Origin of the sequence: Frankia sp. CpI1-P, from assembly GCF_001421075.1 — a bacterium.
GTDB classification, from domain to species: Bacteria; Actinomycetota; Actinomycetes; order Frankiales; family Frankiaceae; genus Frankia; species Frankia torreyi.
In genome coordinates, this window is sequence record NZ_LJJX01000027.1 from 79,059 (window position 1) to 98,799 (window position 19,741).

The following is a 19,741-nucleotide window of genomic DNA, read 5'->3' on the forward strand; positions in this document are numbered from 1 at the left end:
CGGTCGGGGTTGGCGTCGATCGCCACTACGCGGTCACCGCGCAGGCTGGCCAGGGTCGAACCGACCGCCACCGTGGTCGTGGTCTTGCCGACTCCCCCCTTGAGGGACAGCACCGCGATCCGATGGCAGTCCAGCAGCGGGGTGCGGATGCGGGCGATCTGCCGGCGGTCGCGGACCTCGTCGGGCGACGGTCCGGGATTCACCGCGCCGGCCGACACCTGGTAGACGAGCTTGCGCCAGCCGCGGGAGGCCGTCTGCGGCGGCGGGGGCAGCAGGGCGCTGGTCAGCAACCCGGCGCGGCCACCCGCGTCGCGTGGCTCCGACTCCGCGGCGGCCGGCCGGCGTGTCTCGCCCGGCCCCGTCCCGGCGGGCGGGCGTTCCCCGGACGGAGACGGGCCGGACCCGTCCGTCCGGTGCCGCCGGGTCTGGTCGAGATGGGCGTCGCCGTCCGGATACGGGACGTACGGATCTGCGGAGACCGATGGACCGTCGTCCGGGTAGGGGTCGTAGTCCGCGCGCGATCCTCGGCCGGCTCGCGCCCCTCGGCTCGACCACGGGCCGCTGTCCTGGCGGGCGGCGGGGTCCTGGCGGTGCGCGAGGTCCGGACGGATCTCCGCATCCCGGTCGGGTCCGACGTCCTGGGAGGGGCGGCGGCGATCGCGCCGGGGGCCGCGGTCCGGCCGGGATTCCTGGCCCGGCCGGGTCCGGGGCTCCCGATCGGTCCGGGGCTCCTGGTTGATCCTGGGCTCGTGGTCGGTCCGGGGCTCCTGGTCGGTCCTGGGCTCGTGGTCGGTCCTGGGCTCGTGGTCGGTCCGGGCGCCGCGGTGGCGTCCGGACCCGGCGCCTCGCTGGGCGCGCTGCCGGTCGGCATCCGTCGGGCGGCGGGACCGGCCGGAGGAACCGTCGTCGGGATACGGGGCCGGTCCCGGCGGCGGTCCGAGTGACGCCCGTCCGGCACCGTAGGGCGCACCGTCGACGGGCGGCGGTCCGGGGAGAGCGCCGCCGCGGCCGAGCGCCTCCTGCCGGATGACGCGGTGGTGACTGTCCGCGCGCGGCGCGGGACGGGGCGCGTCGCGGTCGGGCGCGTCGGCCGGCCGGCTCTGGTAGGCCCGGCCCGGGTGGGGCGGCTGGGCGGGCGGCCGGTGCTGGCGCGTCTCGCCCGGATGCGGTGCCTCGGGCGCGGCAAATCGGCGTCGGGGGTCGGGCCCGGGACCGCGGCCGTCCCGTCCCGCCGAGGCCTCGGGGTCCACCGGAGCCGGCTGGTGGCGGGACGGTGGGACGGTGGGATCGCGAAGCCAGGACGGGACGCGCTCGGGCGGGGCGGGAAGCGGCGCCGGTCCGGTGAGCGGGCCGCCGAGGGCGATCGCCTCGGTCGCCGCGCTGCCGGGCGGCGGGGCCGGATACTCGGTCGAGGGGCGGTACTCGTCGAAGCGCTCGCCGCGGGCCGCGCCGGGGGCGGCGCCGGGCGGAGGGAAGTCCGCCGACCCGGCGGGACCGCCCAATCGCTGGTCGCCGCGGATCACCGGCGTGGCGTAGCGCGCCGTGGGCGGGGCCGCCGTGGGCGGGGGCGCCGGGGCCGGTGGGAGCGGCGCGTCGGGCGGCTGTGCCTGGGGGCCGGGCGGGGGCGGGTCCGCCCGCCAGGCGCGGGTCTCGGCCGGCGGGGCCGGCGGGTACGACTGACCGAACGCCCTGCCCGGGGTCAGTGGGAACTGGTCGAGCAGCGGGTCGAACGTGCGCGTCTCGACCGGCAGCATCCGGCCGTTGCCGCTGGTCCAATCGGGCTGGGGGACCGGAGCGGGGGCCGGGCCGGGCTCGGCCTGGNGGATCGACGGCCAGGTGTCGGAGACGGCCGGCGGCGCCGCGTGACCGGCCTGTTCGGCGGGCCGAGCGCTCGCGTTGCCGCCGCGCGGGGCAGCGTCCACCGACCAGCCCTGGCCCGCGGTGGGACCGGGGCCGGCGATGCCCGCCGCGGGCCAATCGGAGCCCGCCGCGGGCCAATCGGAACGAGGTCGCCCCGCCGGAGCGGACCACTCGGAACCGCCCGCGGCGGCGCTGACCGCTCCCTCGCCGGGGGGCGGGGTCGCCGGCAGGGCCGCCGGCAGCCGGCCCTGCGGCCAGGACGGATGCCCGGGTCCCGGCAGCGCGCTTCCGCCGGCCGGCCCGCGGGTCGAGCCACGGCCGGGCGACTGCGCGCGCCGAGCTTCGTCGGCGGCCCAGCCGGTGTCGTCGGCGGCCCAGCCGGTGTCGCCGAGGGCCCAGCCGGTGTCGCCGGCGACCGGCCTGGCGTCGCCGTTGCGCCGCCCGGCATCCCCGCCGGCCCGCTCGGCGTCGGTCACACCGCCGACCTGGATGGCGCTGATCTCCCGTCCGTCGCCGTTCACGGGCGGACTTCCGGGGCGGCGAGGCCCTGGGCTGGATCTTCCGATCCGGGCTTTCCCTCCGCGATGTCCAAGGGTCTCCCCTCCGATCGGGCGAGCCGAGCCAGGTGGCCGGGGCTGTCTGACGCCCGTGCGGGGGGACGGTACGCCGGCTCGCGGCGAGCGGAGCCGACCGTCCGTTGCAGGACGCGGCCGGCCGGACGGGTCCGGCGGGTTGGACCAGAATGACATGCGATGGCACGGACCGCACAGGCCGGTGCGTCCCAAACGCCGGGACTCGCCCGTGTTGCTTGAGGAACGCCCAGCTCGCGCGGTTCGAGAGCCGGGCGCTGCACGGGATAAGCCGGACGAAGCTGGGCAGGGACACGACGATGCNATCGGGAACCCGCGGAATTCGCCGGGGCGCGCAGGCCGCCGCCNTGGCGTTTGTGGTACTCGCGATCATGGTCGACGCCGGCTGGTCGCCGGTGGTGGAGAACGATGCCGACGTCGCGGAGGCGCTCGGCCGGCTGGCGGCCACCACGGGTTGGCTGGTGACCGCGCTGCGCTGGGTGAGCGAGGTGTTCCACCCGACGGTGTTCCGGGTTCTCGCGGCCGTCGGCGCCGGCGCGCTGTGGTGGCGTTCCCGCCGCGGTGGTGTAGGTCGAGCCGATCCGGCGGGTACCCGCCGACTGGNGGTGTTCGCCCTGGTCACGGTCGGCGCCGGGGGCCTGCTGGCGACGGGGTTCAAGGACCTGATCGGGCGGGCCCGGCCGTCGTTCACCAATCCGGTGGCGCACGCCGCCGGGCTCAGCTTCCCCTCCGGGCATGCGCTGGGCGCGATGGTCGCCGCCGTCGTCTGCCTCGTCGCCGTCCGGGCCGTCACCGGTCGCCGGGCGCGATGGCCCTGGTGGGTCGGGTCGGGGGTGATCGTCGCGCTGACCGGCTTCTCCCGGCTCGGGCTGGGGGTGCACTTCGTGTCCGACGTCCTCGGCGGCTACCTGCTCGGTGTCGCGTGGGCGCTCGGGATGGCGGCCCTGCTGCGTCCGTGGCAGCCGGGTGATGTCGCCGCCGGGCGCGCGGGGCCGGCCGGCCCGGCTCGGGGGGAGCAGGATCATCGGTACGGCGACCAGCGGGCGTCGTGGTCCCGGTGCCGCAGGCTGTCGAGCCGGATCCGGAACTGGGCCGCGACGGTCGCGCTGCTGGCCAACACGGGCAGGACGCTGGTGACCAGCTTCAGCTCGCGCACGGCTCGCAGGACGGCGAATCCCTCCCAGGACGTGACATCGAAGCCGTATCCGTGGGCCAGGTCGCGGTGGGCCTGGGGGTCGTGGCCGAAGCGGGTCCGCCCGACCGCGACCGGCACGAGGTCCCATTCGGCCGGGCCGACGCTCGTGGCGTCGAAGTCGCACATCAGCACCCGACCGTCCGCCGCCCGGATCAGGTTGCCCAGGTGGGCGTCGCCGTGAACGACGACGGTCGGCAGCGCGTAGCGGACGGTGTCGAGCGCCGCGGCGACGCGTTCGGTCAGCCGTTCCAGGAACCGGCGGTCGGCGCCGGCCAACGTCTCCGCGTCCGATAATCGCCGCCGGACGTCGTCGAGGGGGTCCCAGCGGGGCAGCGGAGGACTGGGCGGGTCGAGGGCGTGCAGGGCGCGCAGCAAGGCGGCGAGGTCCCCGGTGCGCGGGGCCGGGCCGGCGGGCGGCGCGCCGGCGGGCGTCGCGTCGACCCAGACGGTCGCGACGAAGCCGCCGGCCTCGACCGGGGCGGGCACGCCGGGCAGGAGGCGAACGGCGGGGGCGCGCCGATCGGCCAGCCAGCCGGCGACCCGGACGACCTTCGCCACCCGGTGCGTCATCGCGGCGGAACCGGTGATGCGCATGATCGCCCCCGCGCGGGGTAATCGGTACACGGCGTTCACCGTGCGTTTGACCAGGACGGCGTCGGCGTCGTCGAGCCCGGCGCGGGCGGCGAGCTCGGCCACCGCGCGGCGGGTGGCCGCCGCCGTGAAACGGCCCCGACGCGGCGCTGCGGGGAGATCGTGCCGAGTGGGACTGTCGTCGGCCATCGCCGCGGTCCTCCCGATCGAGGGACACCGGGTCGGGGCGCCGGGTCGGGGCGCGGGCCGCGGGATCGGCACGCGGGCCCCGTCGTCGGCGGGTCGGTCGGGTCAGACGGTCAGGCCCGGCGCGGTGACCGCACCCGGTCCGGGACGCTGGCCGGCGGCGGAGCGCTGCCATTCCCGGACGAGCAGGGCGAGCTCCCGGACCTCACGCACCTCGCTGTGCGGACGGGTCGCGGACAGGAGCTGGTCGGCGCGGCCGGAAACGGAGGCGACCGTGCGTCCCCAGGAGATCTGGATGGCCTCGGTGGCCAGGTCGCAGACCCGTTCGAGCTCCAGGCGGCCCTGGCGGGCGAGGGCGAGGGCGAGGTCCAGCCGGATCACCGAACGGAAGCCGGGGGCGTTCATCGCGTCGAGCTTCGGCAGGGCGAGCTCGGCGTGCTCCTGTGCAGCCTGCGGCCGGCCGAGCAGGCACAGCGCGGTGGTGGCGTTGTAGGACACCTCGACCGGGTTGAAGTTCTCGAAGCTCGGACCCGGTCGGCCCCACTGGTCCGGGGGGATCAGATCCGCCAGGTCGTAGGCCTGGTCCAACGCCTGGGCGGCGCCGCGCACGTCGCCGAGGGCGGCCAGAGCACGGGCCACCTGGCAGGTGAGCCGGGCGCGCACGGGTCCGTCGCCGACGTGGGTCAGCCCGTCGCGGGCGAGGCGGAGGGCCTCGTCGGGACGGCCGGCGTAGAACTCGTTGACCGCGGCGACCTCCCGGGCGGAGCCGCGCAGTGCCCCCTCCCCGGCGAGCCCTCCGGCCTGGAAGCCGAGGGCGGTCAGCGACCGGGCGGTCTCGATGTCGCCGAGTTTGAAGGCCGCGTCGGCGCCGAGGACCGCGACCCGACCGGTGAGCAGGTCGCGGCGACGGGCGTCGCCGGCCGGCATCGAGCGGCGGCCGAGCCGCTCCAGCCCCCGGCGCAGGCGGGCGGTCTGGGCGAAGATGTGCGCCGGTGGGGTCGCCTCGTGGGCGTCGAGGAGGTCGGCGAGCATGTCGTCGGCCCGCTCCAGCGCGAGCTGGATCGGGCTGGCCGCGAGGACGTCGGAGACCTCCATGATCTGGCNCTCGGCGAGGATCGCGGTCATCATCGCCGCTCCGGCGTACCGGTGGAACTGCCGCCGGTCGGAGACGCCCGGGGTCGCGGGCCGCGCGGCCGGGAGCACGGCATCGGCGGGCGCGGGGCCGGCCGCGGTCGGCGCGAACGCGGGCGGCGCGAACGCGGGCGGGCCGCCGAACATCGTCAACGAGAGGGCGGCGGGGTGCGTCGAGGGTGCCGCGCACGACGGGTGCGGGCCGCCCGGTGACCACCCGGACCCGATCGGGCTCCCGGGACCGAGGGGATCCTGGCCGAACAGAGTCGAGGAACGGGCCAGGTCCGCGAGGTCGTCCGCGGCCCAGAGCCGCTGGGCGGACGGCGCGCTGATGGGGCCGAGGTCGCACCGGTCGACCGGCGGCTGCGCGGGCGGCTCCGGCGAATAGTCCTCAGGGTGATCGTCCGGCGGGGTGCGGGCCNGCGGGATGCTGATCGACTCGCTCGTCGCTCGCCGGACCGGGGGAGGGCCGGAGCGACCGGTCGGACCCGAGGATCCGTGGTCGGCTCCACGGCCCGGTGAAGATCCGCTCGACTGCGGCATGCCGCGCGTCCTTCCTTCCGAAAACGTCACGGTCAGCGACCGTGTCGACAAGGTAGCGAGGGGCGAGGTCCGCTGCGAGGGGCAACCCATCGGAAGCGCACAGTGAGACCACGCGACCTGGTGGGTTCCGTGACCGCCGGCTGCTCCGGCGGCGGTCCGGTCTGGTTCGGCGGTCGATGGCCGGCTGTTCCGGCGATCGCGCGGCGGCGACGCTGCCACCGGCCAATCACTCCGGTCGTGTTGACCCGGGTTCTACCGGTTCCTCGTTATCGATAGTAGAAGGACCGCTGCGCCGGAGGGTAACGATGAAGCAGCCGCAATGTGCCGGCCATTGTGGCTCTACGTGGTGTTTCTCCGAGGTTTCCACAACTGATCTTGTTGTGGCCGGCTGCTCTCGATCGCCTGGTGGGGCTGCGCCGACACTGGTTCCGGCGGCCGCGGGAGAAGGAAATCACGTCCTGACCGGACCGAACGGTGAAGGATTGTGCAGTTGCCGTCGGAATCCGCCGGCCTTGCGCGATGGTGCCGGATCGGCCGTCGGCGGCAACCGACCGTCGGTCTGCTCCAGAATGGGAACGATGCGGCAATAGTCTCGAAATTATGACATTCGGTCATGGTTGCCGCTGCTGGGTGGGGTACACGGGTGGCGCTCGTCCGACCGGTGTNGCCGTCCATCGACGCCGTCGGGTCGGTAGCCTCGGCATGATGGCGGATGCGGCCCAGCAGTACTCCCACTCCAGCAGGTCGCGCCGTGGGCGCGGATCTGCCCGGCCCACCGGGGTGCGCCGTGCTCGGTGACCACGTGGCGCCCGGTGCGCCGGACCAGCTGATCGGCCCGCGGGCCGACCTGCCGCCGGCCGAGGCGACCCTGGCCCGCGAGCTCGAGGCCGTGGCCCACCGGGCCTGGCCGCCGCAGCGGCAGATCGAGATCGGCGGGTGGACCCTGCGGGCCTCCGCCGGCTCGTCCCGCCGCGGGAACTCGGTCTGGGCCCACGGCGGCGTGCCCGACGTGCGGGCCGCGCTTGCCGCGGTCTGCGACTTCTACGCCACCGCCGGCCTGCCGCCCATGTTTCAGCGGACCCCCGTCACCCAGCCGGCGCAGCTCGGCGCTGTGCTCGACGCCGCCGGCTTCGACGACACCGGGCCTACCGACATGTGCGTGGCGCCGCTCGGGGCGCTGGCGCCGGTAGCGACGCCGGCGTCGACCTCCGTCGGAGTGACCACCGCCGACGTGCCGGGGGACGAATGGCTGCGGGTCGCCGGGCAGGTGCTCGCCACCTTCGACGCGCAGCGGGCCGGCACCCTCGCCGTGCTCTCGGCGCTGCGCCTGCCCACCGTCTATGTGACGCTGACCGTCGACGGTGCGCCGGTGGCGGTGGGCCGTGGCGTCGCCGACGACCGCTGGCTGGGCATCTACAGCATGGCGACGTTGCCGGCGGCCCGCGGCCGCGGCGCGGCGCGTCGCGTCGTCGCCGCGCTCGCGCAGTGGGCCGGGGCGCGCGGCGCCACGCACGCCTATCTCCAGGTTGAGGAGGTCAGCACCGTGGCCAGGGGGCTGTACGCCGATCTCGGCTTCCGGCCGGTCTACCGGTATTCCTACCNCCGGGCGCCGCTGTCGGCGGTCCGGGACCTGCCGGACGCCCGGGACGGCGGGCCGGCCGGGGCGGGTGCCGCGTGAGCGCGACCGTCGACGACCTCCTCGAGCCGGATGGCGTTACCAAGGTGATGGGCGTCGTCAACGTCACGCCCGACTCGTTCTCGGACGGTGGCACGTTCCTCGATCCGGTGGACGCGGTGCGGGCCGGGCTGCGGATGGTGGACGAGGGCGCCGATCTCATCGACGTCGGCGGCGAGTCGACCCGCCCGGGCGCGTCCCGGGTGGTCGCCTCGGAGGAGATGCGCCGGGTGCTGCCGGTCGTCGCCGAGCTCGCCGCGGCCGGGGTACGGGTCAGCGTCGACACCAGCCGGGTCTCGGTGGCGGCCGCCGCCGTCGACGCGGGGGCGGTGCTGGTCAACGACGTCTCCGGGGGCTGCGACCCGGACCTGCTCGCCCTGGTGGCCGACCGCGGCGTCCACTATGTGCTCATGCACGCCCGTGGTCCCAGCGTCGACATGTCCAGCCGGGCCGTCTACGGCGACGTGGTCTCGGAGGTCACCGCCGAGCTCGCCGCGCGGCTGGAGGTGGTCGTCGCCGCCGGGGTCGCGCCGGAGCGGGTGATCCTCGACCCCGGGATCGGCTTCGCCAAGACGGCGGCGCACAACTGGGCGCTGCTGAACAACATCGACGCGCTCGCCGCCCTCGGTCGGCCGCTGCTCGTGGGCACGTCGCGCAAGTCCTTCCTCGGTACGGTCCTGGCCGCCGGGGACGCGGGCGCGCGCCCGAGCGACGAGCGCGACGACGCCACGCAGGCGACCACCGCGCTGCTGGCCGCCGCCGGGGTGTGGGCCGTGCGCGTGCACGCGGTGCGGCCGGCGGCCGACGCGGTGCGCGTCGTGCGGGCATGGCGGCAGGGCGGCGCCGGGGATGCGGCGCCCACCGCGAGCCTGCCGGTGGTGCTGCCCGGCACCGCCGGCGGTTCGGTAGGGCACCGGCCGCGGCTGGGCGCGGCGCCGCGGACCGGGGCCGGCCCGGCCAGGGGCACGGGCAGGAGCGGCGGCAGCGTCGAGTCGGGGCCGGGTCGCCGGGACCGGCCCACGGCCCCGCCCGGCTGTGCGGGGGAGCGGGAGGTGCCGTGGTCAGCCCGGTGACGGACGGTCCGGGGCCCGGCGACGTGCCGCTGGACCGGATCACCCTGACCGGGCTGCGGGTCCGCGGCCACCACGGGGTGCTGCCGGCCGAGCGGGAACTCGGCCAGGAGTTCGTCATCGACGCCGTCGTCTGGCTGGACGTCACCGAGGCGGCGCGCCACGACGATGTCACCCGCACCGTCCACTACGGCGAGCTCGCCGAGACGCTCGCCGAGATCGTCGGCGGCCCCCCGGTGGATCTGATCGAGACCCTGGCCCAGCGTCTCGTCGCCGCCTGCCTACGCGCGGATCGGGTTGTGCGCGCCGAGGTGACCGTGCACAAGCCGGCCGCGCCGATCCCGATCCCCTTCGGTGACGTCGCCGTCACCGTGACCCGAGCCCGGCCCGCGGACCCGCCGCCCCCGGCCGGCCCCGCACCCGAGGGCCGGTGACGGGATGACCGAGGTCGCCCATGCGGTGCTGGCGCTTGGCTCCAACCTGGGTGACCGCTGGGCGCTGCTGCGGGCCGCCGTGCGCCAGCTCGACGAGGTCCTCGGCGTGACGGCGTGCTCGGCGGTGTACGAGACCGATCCCGTGGGCGGTCCCGAGCAGGACGATTACCTCAACGCGGTCGTGCTGACGGCGCCGGCGCCGCCGCGGGAGCTGCTGGCCNCCGTGCGCGCCGTCGAGGAGCGGGCGCGGCGAACGCGGACCGTGCGGTGGGGGCCGCGCACGCTCGACGTGGACGTCATCGCCCTCGGCGCGGTGCGAAGCGACGACCCGGAGATCATCATCCCCCACCCGCGGGCACACCTGCGGGCCTTCGTCTGCGTGCCCTGGCTGGACGTCGACCCGGAGGCGATCCTGCCGGGTCACGGCCGGGTCGCCGACCTGGTCGCCCGGATGGCGGGCGCCGGGGAGCTCGTCGGCCTGCGGCGGACCTCCGGCCGGCTGCGCGGCACCGATCCGGCCGGTGAGGGCGGTGCGTCGGCGTGAGACCCACCCGGCCGCGTGATCTCGTCCTGGCCGCGGTCGTGTTCGGGATCCTCGGCTATCTGCTGCTGTGGTGGGCGTACCGGTCGATTCCCACGCTGNCCCGCACGGCGTCGCTGTCGGTGGTCGTCATCGGGGTCATCGAGCTTCAGGTCGCCGTCCAGTCCCGGCGCCGGCTGGAGGGCCGGCCGGGCACCCGGCCGATCCTGCCGCTCACCGTCGCCCGCCTGGCGGCGCTGGCGAAGGCCAGCTCGGTCGTGGGGGCCGCGCTCGCGGGAGCCTGGGCGGGCGTGCTCGGGTACACCGCGCCGCGGACGGACGAGTTCCCGACCGCGGGCGGCGACGCGATCAGCGCGGGGCTCGGCCTGGCCGCCGCCGTCGTGCTTCTCGTCGGCGGGCTGGTCCTGGAACGGGTGTGCCGGGTCAAGAAGCCATAGGGCGCGCCGTTGGCCCGCAGCCTCGTCACCGGCCCGACTCCCGTCCTTCCGACCGCCGCGGTGCGACCGTGCCCGCCCGAACGAGCCGGTCGTCTCCCGGTGCTCGCGGTGGCGGATCGGGGCTGGTCATGACCGCCGAGCTGGTCGCCGGGCGGCTCGGCGCCGGAGCTACTCTGAGGTGAATCGCCGCATGTGACCCCGATCGATGCCAGGGTTGTCCGTGTTAAGACCACCTTGTGGTGATTGGCGGCGGATCTTCTGTGCCGGTCGGTCGAGGTCGCGGTGGCACGACGCGAAGGCGGGAAGGTGCGGGCGGTGGTCGTTGAGGGCCGGAGCCGCGATGGTTCGCGGGGCCACCCGTCCGACGCCGCCCGACGCGCCCCGCCCCCAGGGCCGGCGTCGGCTCCGTACGCAGACCCAGCCGGGCTGGATCAGCCCGGGGGCGGCCGGATCGTCGCGTTCGGCACCCTGTCGACCGGCCCCACCAGGCGCCCCGAGCCCCGGGCCGAGCGCATCGCGGCCGTGACCGGGTTCGACGCGGCGGACATGGTGACCGCCCGGCCCCCTGACGGCGGGCTGCCGACCCGGGCCGCCGACGCGCCCCCGGCCGGCCGCCCAGCGCCCGCCGGAGCGCCGGAGGGCCGGACTCGCCAGACGTTCCGAGCCGTGGCCTTCGGCAATCCCACGGCCGGCGGCGCCGAGGTGGTGCCGTTCGACCCCGCGGACGCACCTCCGCCGGGCCCGTGGCGCCCCGATCCCGCCAACCGCGTCCCCGGCGGTGATCCGCCGGCTGATCCGTCCGACCGGTTCGACCGATCCGACCCCGCCGGAATTCGGCGAGGGGCGGCGTATACGGAGTTCGGCCGCGAACCCGCGCCGCCTCCGACCGGCTTTCGGGATGACGCCCCGCCGGGCTGGCGCGGATTTCGCGGCACCGATCCGCCGGGCCGTCGCGACTTTCCCGCGGCCGATCCGCCGGGCGGCCGTCGATTTCCCGACCAGCGTCGGCAACCCGTGGTCGCTCCCGTCCCCGGGGCGCCAGACGCCCACCATCCAGATCCTCGCCACCGAGATCCTCGCCACCGAGATCCTCGCCACCGAGATCCTCGCCACCGGGATCTCCGTCAGCCCGAGCCGCGCCCTACCGCTGCCGGCCCGACCGGCGACGGGCCTGCCGCGCCCAGCCTGCTCGACCGGGTCAGCTTCACCGGCATACAGCGGGCGGTGTCAGTGGATGAACCGGGGCCGGCCAGCCCCCGCGGACGGAGTCCGGACGGCGGCTCGGCGCTGGACGAGGTCAGTTTCACCGGCTATCAGCCCGCCATCCGCGAGGGCTGGCAGCCGCGCGGGGCCGCCCGGGAGGGGGCGCGGCCGCCCGCGGGCGCCGAGCGTCCCCGGCCGGGCCGCCGTCCGCCGGATGGCGAGCGGGCCCGGTTCGCCGGGCACGCGCCGCAGGCCGGCGAGCCCGCCGCAGGCACGGCTGTGCGCCGTGCTGACCGGCCTCGCGCGCGCTTCGGCAGTCCGCCCGAGGAGGCGCGCTCGCCAACGGACCCGTACGACCGTGACGACCCGTACGACCGTGACGACCCGTACGACCGTGACGACCCGTACGACCGTGACGACCCGTACGACCGTGACGACCCGTACGACCGTCAGGGGTCACGCGAACGCGGCGGCGGCCGTGCCCGGACGGGCGGTCCGGCCAGCGGGCCTGGCGCTCGACCGGGCGGGCGGCGCCGGCGCGGTGATCGGCCCGGCCTGCTCCAGGCCGCGCTCGTGCTGGCGGCACTCGTCGTCGGGGTGTCGCTCGGTCGGACGCTGGCGTTGCCCGGGGACGCCGGGACGATCTCGAGGCTCGCGGACTGGGGTCGCGCAAACCACCTGTCGTTCCTCGTCGATCGGGTCGATGCGCTGCGCTGACGGCCTGGCCGGTGGCCCCGGTGGCCCCGGTGGCCCCGGTGGCCCCGGTGTAGCCCCGGTGGCCGCTTTGGTGGTCCGCGTGGGAATGCCGTCGCAGGCGGTGACTTAGTTACCGGTTTGTCAGATGGAGGGGCATTATTGTTGATGTTGTCGAGATTGTCACTCTATGGTCGCCCTTGCGTGTGATCAAATCAATGTTCGCGTAACCGGCGATCTAGGATTGCGAGTGGCCTTCCCCCTCTCGAGACGCGGGAAGCGGACCCGGCCGAAATTGATGCGTCCCAGTTTGCCGAATCCCCTTGCGTCCGGCGGTCCTCGGCGTGTCCAATCGGTATTGGTAGGTCTGTCGCATTCCGTCGACCTCGTCTCGTGAGCGCCCGCTACCGCCGGGCAGCCTGGTCGCCGATGTTCGACCGAACGCGTGCCCCGGCCTGCCAAGGCATCCAAGGAGGCCACGTGCGTCCGAGACTCGCAGTAGCCCCTGCGGTCCCGCTGGCTGGCGACGCCGGTCACGGGGTGCCGCAGCGGGACTGGACGGCGCCGGGTCTCGCGGGGACGGGCGCCACCATGGCCGACGTCTCCGACGGCCCCGGTCGCCCGGCCACCGAGGCCGAGGCCGCCGCGATCGCCGCAGCCGTCCTCGACAGCCCGCTGGTCGCCAGAGTGGCGGATCTTCGCATCACCGGCATCCGTACCTCGACCGGCGCGCCGGACTGGGCGTTCGCCGTCCTGCGCACACCGGGCGGCACCGACCCGGCGATCGCCGTGCTGCGCTGGGACACCTGCTGCGGCTGGGTGCTGGACCAGGTCGGCACGGCCCGGCTTGGTCTCGGGACGGCCGGCGGTGGCGGCCCGGCCATGCGGCGCGCGGACCTGCAGGTCGCCGGGGCGCCGCCGGTCCGCCGTGACGGTGGCGTCCGGCGGGGTTGCGACTCCGGGATTCGGACGGGTGACGCGGCGCGTTCGGGGTAGGTCGCGGCGCTGTGTCCGGCTGGCGCCGGGCCAGCTACCGTCATGATGGTGTCGATGCCGGCCGATCCCGCGCCAGACGAGTCCACGACGCTCGTGGGCTGGCTGCGCGCGCTGCCCGATGAGGCGATCATCCGGCTGTTTCTGCTGCGGCCCGATCTCGNGACGCCACCGCCGCCGGACTTCGACGTCCTGGCCGCCCGGCTGGAGATCCGGGTGAGTGTCGCGCGTGCCCTGGAGCGCCTCGATACCAACGCGTGCGAGGTGCTGGAGGCGCTGACCATCCTGCCCTCCCCGGTGCCGCTCGCCGAGCTCACCGCGTTCTGCGGGCACGCCGAGGTCGTCGGGGTGGTGCGCCGGCTGCGTGAACTGGGTCTGCTCTGGGGCGACGACGGTGCGCTACGGGTCGTCGGCATGGCCGTCGACCTCGTGGGAGCGCGGCCGCTCGGGCTCGGCCGGCCGGTGCGGGAGTGCCTGTCGGTCTACCGGCACACCCAGCTCGCCAGGGTCGCAGGCGCCCTCGGCCTGATCCCGGCCGCGACGGATCCGACGGAGTCCGGGGGCGGGTTCACCGTCCGAGCCGATCTCGTCGACGCCATCGCCGACCTGTTCGCCGATCCGGCTCGGGTCCGCGGCTGGCTCGACGGGTGTTCCGAGCGGGCCCACCAGCTCCTTCGCCGGCTGGCGGCCGGGCCCGCGCTCGGCACCACCGCCGAGGCGGGTCGGCTGCTCACCGTCGCCACGGCCCGCAGCCCGGTGGAGGAGCTGCTCGCCCGGGGTCTGCTGGTCGGGATCGACGATGACACCGTCGAGCTGCCACGGGAGGTCGGCCTCGCGGTGCGCGGTGACGANCCGGCCGGCCGGCTGCATCCGCATCCGCCCGAGCTGACCGGCGCCGCTGTCGGTGCCTCGGCCGCCGACGCCGCCGCCGCGCTCGCCGCGGACACCGTCGTGCGCTGGATCACCATGCTGCTTGACGCGTGGGGCACGACGCCCGTGACGCCGCTGCGTACCGGCGGCCTGAGCGTGCGCGACCTGCGCGCGACCGCGAAGCTGCTCGACACCGACGAGCGGACCGCCGCCTTTGTCGTGGAGCTCGCGGCGGCCGCCGGACTCGTCGACGCCACCGCCGGCGTCGACGTCCAGTACGTGCCCACCGCTGCCTACGACCGCTGGGGCACCGACCTGGTGGCGGCGCGCTGGGCGGTGCTGGTCGAGGGCTGGCTGCGGTCACCGAGTGCCGCCTGGCTGGTCGGCGAGCGGGACGAGCGGGGTCGCCAGATCGCCGCGATGTCGCTGGAGGTCCGCCGCTCCTCCGTGCCGGACCTGCGGGCCCAGGTTCTGCGCGCGCTGGCGGCGGCGCCGGCCGGGGTGGCGCCGACCGGTGAGTCGCTGCGCGCCCTGCTGACCTGGCGGGCGCCGCGGCGGGCCGGCACGCTGCTGGCTGGGATGATCGACGGCACGGTCGCCGAGGCGGAGCTGCTCGGCCTGACCGGGCGGGGGGCACCCAGCACCGTCGGGCGACTGCTGGCCGCGCAGCTCGACGAGGAGAGCGCCGACCCGGCGCGGGTCGTTGGCCTGCCGAGCCGGCCGGCCGGCGGGGACGCCGCGCTGTGTGCCCGGCTCGCCGACGCCCTCACCCCGCTGCTGCCCGAACCGGTCGAGGAGCTGCTGCTGCAGGCGGACCTGACCGCGGTCGCCCCCGGCCCGCTGGTTCCCCGGGTGGCCGCGCAGCTCGCGCGGATGGCGGACGTCGAGTCGTCGGGGGCCGCGACGGTCTACCGCTTCTCCGAGGAGTCGCTGCGCCGGGGATTCGACTCGGGGCTGGTCGCTGAGGACATCCACGCCGCGCTCGATCGCCTGGGCCGCACCGGCGTTCCCCAGGGACTGACCTATCTGATCGACGACACCGCCCGCCGGCATGGCCGGCTGCGCGCCGGTCCGGCGTCGAGCTACCTGCGATGCGACGACACCGCGCTGCTCGCCGAGGTGGTCGCGAGCCGTCGCACGCAGGCGCTGGGGCTGCGCCGGATCGCGCCGACCATCGTCATCTCGTCGCTGCCGACCGGCGAGTTGCTGGCCGGCCTGCGGGCCGCGGGATACGCGCCGGTCGCGGAGGCCCCCGACGGCAGGGTGGTGCTCAGCCGGCCGGCCGCCCACCGGACTCCGGCCAGGCCGCGCCAGGCGCCGGTCGACGTCGCCGACGGGCGGCTCGCGCAGGCGCGCGACGTGCTGCGGCTGGTCCGCCGCGGCGACGACAGCGCGCAGGCCATGCGGGCGGCCGGTGGCGTCACCGGCGCCGAGATCGGACTCACCCGGTCCGCCCCGCTGATCCTGGTGATGTTGCAGGGTGCCGTCCGGGATCGGCGCCGGGTCCTGCTCGGGTATGTCGACCAGCAGGGCACGCCCAGTGACCGGATCGTGCGGCCGACCGCGGTGGACGGCGGCTGGCTGACCGCCTGGGACGAACTCAGTGCCGGCCCGCGCCGCTTCGCCCTGCACCGGGTGACCGGGGTCGCCGACATCGACGAGGTGTTCGGTGGCGGTGGCGCCGCGGCGCCGGCCGACTGGACGACGGCCGCGCCGGACGCGGCCGACCCGCCCTGAGCCGTGGGCCGCGGCGGGACGGGGTCGCCAACCTGTCGGTGGGCGCCTGTACCGTCGAAGTACGTCGCCAGCGTGGCGGCGTGCCCGCCGGGATCTGCCCGTGGTGGGCCTATGCCGTACGGCGGACCGGGAGGACGGTGAGGGTGGCGGACGGCCCGTTGATCGTTCAGTCGGACAAGACCTTGCTCCTGGAGGTCGACCATCCTGGCGCCCCCGCGGCCCGGGCGGCCATCGCTCCGTTCGCCGAGCTGGNGCGGTCCCCGGAGCACGTCCACACCTATCGGGTGACCCCGCTGGCCCTGTGGAACGCCCGCGCCGCCGGGCACGATGCCGAGCAGGTGGTGGACGCGCTCGTCCGCCACTCCCGCTACGCGGTCCCGCACGCGCTGCTCGTCGACGTCGCCGACACCATGGATCGCTACGGCCGGCTGCGGCTGGAGAACGATCCGGTCCACGGCCTGGTGCTGCGGGCGCTCGACCGGGCCGTGCTCGTCGAGGTCGCGCGGGCGAAGAAGGTCGCGCCGATGCTGGGCACGCGCATCGACGACGACACGATCGCCGTGCACCCGTCCGAGCGCGGCCGGCTCAAGCAGGCGCTGCTCAAGCTCGGCTGGCCCGCGGAGGACCTGGCCGGCTACGTCGACGGCGAGAAGCACCCGATCGAGCTCCGTCAGGACGGCTGGGAGCTGCGCGAGTACCAGAAGGGCGCGGTCGCGGGCTTCTGGGAGGGCGGCTCGGGGGTCGTCGTGCTGCCCTCGGGCGCGGGCAAGACCATCGTGGGCGCCGCGGCGATGGCCCAGGCCGGNGCGACCACACTGATCCTGGTCACGAACACGGTCGCCGGTCGGCAGTGGCGGCACGAGCTGCTGCGTCGCACCTCGCTGACCGAGGACGAGATCGGCGAGTACTCCGGCGAGCGCAAGGAGATCCGCCCGGTCACCATCGCGACTTACCAGGTGATGACGGCGCGCCGCAAGGGCGAGTACCTGCACCTGGACCTGTTCGGCGCCCGGGACTGGGGGCTGATCGTGTACGACGAGGTACACCTGTTGCCCGCGCCGGTCTTCCGGATGACCGCCGACATNCAGTCCCGCCGCCGGCTCGGTCTCACGGCGACCCTGGTCCGCGAGGACGGCCGGGANGGCGATGTCTTCTCGCTCATCGGGCCGAAGCGGTACGACGCGCCGTGGCGCGAGATCGAGGCGCAGGGCTGGATCGCCCCGGCGCAGTGCACCGAGGTGCGGGTCACCCTGACCGACGACGAGCGGATGACCTACGCCGTCGCCGAGCCGGAGGAGCGCTACCGGATGTGCGCCACGGCCCACAGCAAGCGGGCGGTGGTGGAGCGTCTCGTCCGCCGGCACTCCGACGACCGGGTGTTGGTGATCGGCGCCTACCTGGATCAGCTCGACGAGCTCGGCGAGTTGTTGGGCGCCCCCGTCATCCAGGGCTCGACCCGCAACCGGGAGCGCGAACGGCTGTTCGAGGCGTTCCGCACGGGCGAGATCACCACGCTGGTCGTCTCCAAGGTCGCGAACGTGTCCATCGACCTGCCGGAGGCCGGGGTGGCGGTGCAGGTCTCAGGCACCTTCGGCTCCCGGCAGGAGGAGGCGCAGCGCCTCGGCCGGGTGCTGCGGCCCAAGGCGGACGGCCGAGCGGCGCACTTCTACACCGTGGTCGCCCGCGACACCCTCGACCAGGAGTACGCGGCTCACCGTCAGCGCTTCCTTGCCGAGCAGGGCTACGCGTACACGATCGTCGACGCCGACGACATCCCTGACCCGCGTGACGTCGCGGACCGCGGCGACCTCGCGGATCAGTACGATGTCGCGGATCCGCACAGTGCCGCGGACCCGCACAGTGTCGCGGATCCGTACAGTGCCGCGGATCCGGACGATCTGGCGGATCCGGACGACATCGCCGACGGCGCCGGCGGGCGGGACTAACCAGCCGGGGCCTGCCCGTGCGCCCGCCTGCGCATGCCCCGCGGCGGCGCTGGCGGGGGCCCCGGGCCCACCGGGCCGCCGCTCACTCGGCGTCGGGCGGGTCGATCAGTTCGGCGGGCCGGACGGTCACCGGGAACGGTCGTGTTGCGTTGAACTCACCGTGCGGGCCGGTCGCGCTGGCGGTCACGTAGACGCCGCCGACCAGCTCGAACGCCTCCAGCGTCGCCGTATCCGGATCGATCAGCCAGCACGCCGGAACCCCGCGCTCCCGGTAGAGGTCGAGCTTCAGCGTGCGGTCGTAGCGGCGGGTGCTCGCATCCGCGACCTCGACGACCAGGTAGGGCGTCTCCCGCAGCCGGCGGCCCACCACCTCGGCGCTCGGGGCGACGACGACGTCCGGCACGAGCAGGGACCGTGCCGACAGCTCCACCCCGACGCCGGCGGGGAGCACGTGGGCGCCGGAGGTGGCTACCTGCGTCAGCAACCGGGTCAGCCGGCTGGTCACCCGGGCGCGCAGCGGCGTCGGCCACGGGCGCAGGAGACACAGCCCGTCGAGCAGCTCCAGCCGGGCATCGTCGTACCCGCCGGCATCCAGATCCTCGACCGTGACCGGAGGTGCGGGCACGGTCACGGACGGGCGGTGGGAGCGGGACTGTGCGGGTGCCTGGACCACGCTGCCTATGGTGCCCCGCCGCGGCGGTCCTGTCGAAAGCCCGGCTGCGTTAATTGTCCGTGTCGTGCAAATAGTCGACCTCTAACCGTCCCTGCCGTGAATTGTTGAAAAGAAGTGACATAAAACTCTTGTCGGCTCCAATACCCGGTGGTAACTTGATCGCCGTTGCTGGTGGCCGACGACCTTTCTTAGCGCAAGGTCGTCTTTGGGAGCACCTCCCGGCGTTCGCTCCGTCCCGAGTGGCGTCGCTCCCAGGCCGATGAGCCCGCCTCCGCGGAACCTCCCGTCCGCGGAGGCGGGCCTTTCCCCGTGAATCGCCTTCGGCGATTCACGGGGACCCCTGGCCCAGGGCGCCGTTCGGGGTTTCCGTCAGATCGCCTTCGGCGATCTTCCTGGGGCAGCTAAGCCCGACGAAACGCCGGAGATGTCGGCTTTGCCGCGCGAGCGTGGATGGTGAGGTCCGGGGCGCGCTTTGAAATGTGACGTACGACTCTGGTATCAATCACCCCAATAAAGGGGTATCGCGGCGTTGACGCGGNGTCGGATCGGGCGAAGGCCGGTGCGGTCCGCGCGATATTCCGGCCCCAGACCGCACCGACCGCAATGGTGGGCGTGGACGGCGACCGCGTCGAGCTGACGTAGGAGGTCCCGGATGAGGGGCGGTCCGGTCCGCGAAGGTACGGAAGGCTGGGCGCTGTGGGCCGGCGAGGATGGGCGGCGGCTGGCTGGCGCGACCGCGATCGGCAGCGNGCAACGGCGGGCGGCGGCGGGCAACGGGGAAAGGCGGCGGGCAACAGCGCGGGTAGCGGCGGGCGGCGGGGGTAACGACGAAGGCGGCCCCGTGTACCGGAGCCGCCTTCGTCGTGACGGTGGTGCTAACCAGCGCGTGCGCTGGGTGGTGCGGGGGGAGCTGGACTAGAAGTCCATCTCGCCGCCGCCGCCGGGGACGGCCGGGGCCGGGTTCTTCTCCGGCTTGTCGGCGATGACGGCCTCGGTGGTGAGGAACAGGCCGGCGATCGACGCGGCGTTCTGCAGCGCGGAGCGGGTGACCTTGGCGGGGTCGATGATGCCGGTGGCGATCAGGTCGACGTACTCGCCGGTGGCCGCGTTGAGGCCGTGGCCGGTCGGGAGGTTGCGGACCTTGTCGACCACGACGCCGCCCTCGAGACCGCTGTTGAAGGCGATCTGCTTGATGGGTGCCTCGAGCGCGAGCCGGACGATGTTCGCGCCGGTGGCCTCGTCGCCGGACAGGTCGAGCTTCTCGAAGGCGGTGATCGACGCCTGGAGCAGCGCGACGCCACCACCGGCGACGATGCCCTCCTCGACCGCGGCCTTCGCGTTCGACACCGCGTCCTCGATGCGGTGCTTCTTCT

Annotated in this window: 11 protein-coding genes and 11 pseudogenes; 17 read left to right on the top strand and 5 right to left on the bottom strand. The window is 75.1% G+C overall.

All coding sequences use genetic code 11. The features are described 5' to 3' along the window. A pseudogene (locus FF86_RS18415) lies at nt 1-1,754 on the bottom strand (AAA family ATPase); the annotation flags it as partial. A 1,301-nt stretch (nt 1,755-3,055) separates the two neighbouring features. Between FF86_RS18415 and FF86_RS66940 the strand changes: the two are divergent. Beyond that, nucleotides 3,056-3,382 (top strand): annotated as a pseudogene (locus FF86_RS66940) (phosphatase PAP2 family protein); the annotation flags it as partial. A gap of 89 nt (nt 3,383-3,471) precedes the next feature. Here FF86_RS66940 and FF86_RS18420 read toward each other — a convergent pair. Next, nucleotides 3,472-4,425 (bottom strand): phosphotransferase family protein, encoded by a 954-nt coding sequence (locus FF86_RS18420; RefSeq protein ID WP_044886087.1) that lies wholly within the window; start codon nt 4,423-4,425, stop codon nt 3,472-3,474. Nucleotides 4,426-4,527: 102 nt separating this feature from the next. Then, on the bottom strand, nt 4,528-5,525 hold a 998-nt coding region (locus tag FF86_RS51775; RefSeq protein ID WP_242419016.1), incomplete at its 5' end, for a hypothetical protein. 1,724 nt (nt 5,526-7,249) lie between these two features. Between FF86_RS51775 and FF86_RS64200 the strand changes: the two genes are divergently transcribed. The 16 genes and pseudogenes from FF86_RS64200 to FF86_RS51825 form a co-directional block, all read left to right on the top strand. After that, a partial coding sequence (locus FF86_RS64200) for a GNAT family N-acetyltransferase (RefSeq protein WP_313954356.1) occupies nt 7,250-7,697 on the top strand: 448 nt, incomplete at its 3' end. 73 nt (nt 7,698-7,770) lie between these two features. Continuing rightward, nucleotides 7,771-8,844, top strand: a complete 1,074-nt coding sequence (folP, locus tag FF86_RS18435; RefSeq protein ID WP_044886089.1) for a dihydropteroate synthase — start codon at nt 7,771-7,773, stop codon at nt 8,842-8,844. After that, nucleotides 8,841-9,275, top strand: a complete 435-nt coding sequence (gene folB, locus FF86_RS18440) for a dihydroneopterin aldolase (protein WP_095212229.1) — start codon at nt 8,841-8,843, stop codon at nt 9,273-9,275. Before folP ends, folB begins: the two co-directional genes overlap by 4 nt. Nucleotides 9,276-9,279: 4 nt before the next feature. Further along, the coding region (locus FF86_RS51785; RefSeq protein WP_242419018.1) for a 2-amino-4-hydroxy-6-hydroxymethyldihydropteridine diphosphokinase at nt 9,280-9,495 on the top strand (216 nt) is incomplete at its 3' end. 1 nt (nt 9,496) lies between these two features. Further along, nucleotides 9,497-9,819 (top strand): annotated as a pseudogene (gene folK / locus FF86_RS51790) (2-amino-4-hydroxy-6-hydroxymethyldihydropteridine diphosphokinase); the annotation flags it as partial. Then, nucleotides 9,816-9,917, top strand: a pseudogene (locus FF86_RS51795) (DUF3180 domain-containing protein); the annotation flags it as partial. The pseudogenes folK and FF86_RS51795, both read left to right, overlap by 4 nt. Before the next feature lies 1 nt (nt 9,918). Beyond that, nucleotides 9,919-10,253 (top strand): annotated as a pseudogene (locus FF86_RS18450) (DUF3180 domain-containing protein); the annotation flags it as partial. A 1,224-nt stretch (nt 10,254-11,477) separates the two neighbouring features. Next, complete coding sequence (locus FF86_RS51800) at nt 11,478-12,173, top strand: hypothetical protein (protein WP_128423570.1); 696 nt, start codon at nt 11,478-11,480, stop codon at nt 12,171-12,173. Nucleotides 12,174-12,629: 456 nt separating this feature from the next. Continuing rightward, nucleotides 12,630-13,145: a hypothetical protein gene (locus tag FF86_RS18460; protein ID WP_044886092.1), complete on the top strand. Its 516-nt coding sequence runs from the start codon at nt 12,630-12,632 to the stop codon at nt 13,143-13,145. Between the two features lie 161 nt (nt 13,146-13,306). Further along, a pseudogene (locus FF86_RS66945) lies at nt 13,307-13,993 on the top strand (hypothetical protein); the annotation flags it as partial. 1 nt (nt 13,994) lies between these two features. Next, a pseudogene (locus tag FF86_RS18465) lies at nt 13,995-15,749 on the top strand (helicase-associated domain-containing protein); the annotation flags it as partial. 143 nt (nt 15,750-15,892) lie between these two features. Further along, nucleotides 15,893-16,001: hypothetical protein (locus FF86_RS51810; protein WP_242419024.1), on the top strand; the 109-nt coding region annotated here is incomplete at its 3' end. 1 nt (nt 16,002) lies between these two features. Further along, nucleotides 16,003-16,554: pseudogene (locus tag FF86_RS51815) on the top strand (helicase-associated domain-containing protein); the annotation flags it as partial. Between the two features lies 1 nt (nt 16,555). Next, nucleotides 16,556-16,833 (top strand): annotated as a pseudogene (locus tag FF86_RS51820) (DEAD/DEAH box helicase family protein); the annotation flags it as partial. A gap of 1 nt (nt 16,834) precedes the next feature. Beyond that, nucleotides 16,835-16,890 (top strand): annotated as a pseudogene (locus FF86_RS62715) (hypothetical protein); the annotation flags it as partial. A 1-nt stretch (nt 16,891) separates the two neighbouring features. Continuing rightward, nucleotides 16,892-17,695, top strand: a pseudogene (locus tag FF86_RS51825) (helicase-related protein); the annotation flags it as partial. Nucleotides 17,696-17,777: 82 nt separating this feature from the next. On the opposite strand, the gene FF86_RS18475 reads toward FF86_RS51825, so the two are convergent. Both FF86_RS18475 and FF86_RS18480 read right to left on the bottom strand, forming a co-directional pair. After that, nucleotides 17,778-18,326: a Uma2 family endonuclease gene (locus FF86_RS18475; protein WP_082121987.1), complete on the bottom strand. Its 549-nt coding sequence runs from the start codon at nt 18,324-18,326 to the stop codon at nt 17,778-17,780. 957 nt (nt 18,327-19,283) lie between these two features. Continuing rightward, nucleotides 19,284-19,741, bottom strand: a 458-nt coding sequence (locus tag FF86_RS18480; protein WP_304438158.1) for a TCP-1/cpn60 chaperonin family protein, incomplete at its 5' end; no start/stop codon positions are given.

Excerpts from the sequence above, each read along its gene's own strand:
- FF86_RS18420 (WP_044886087.1), bottom strand. The coding sequence starts at position 4,425 with ATGGCCGACGACAGTCCCACTCGGCACGATCTCCCCGCAGCGCCGCGT.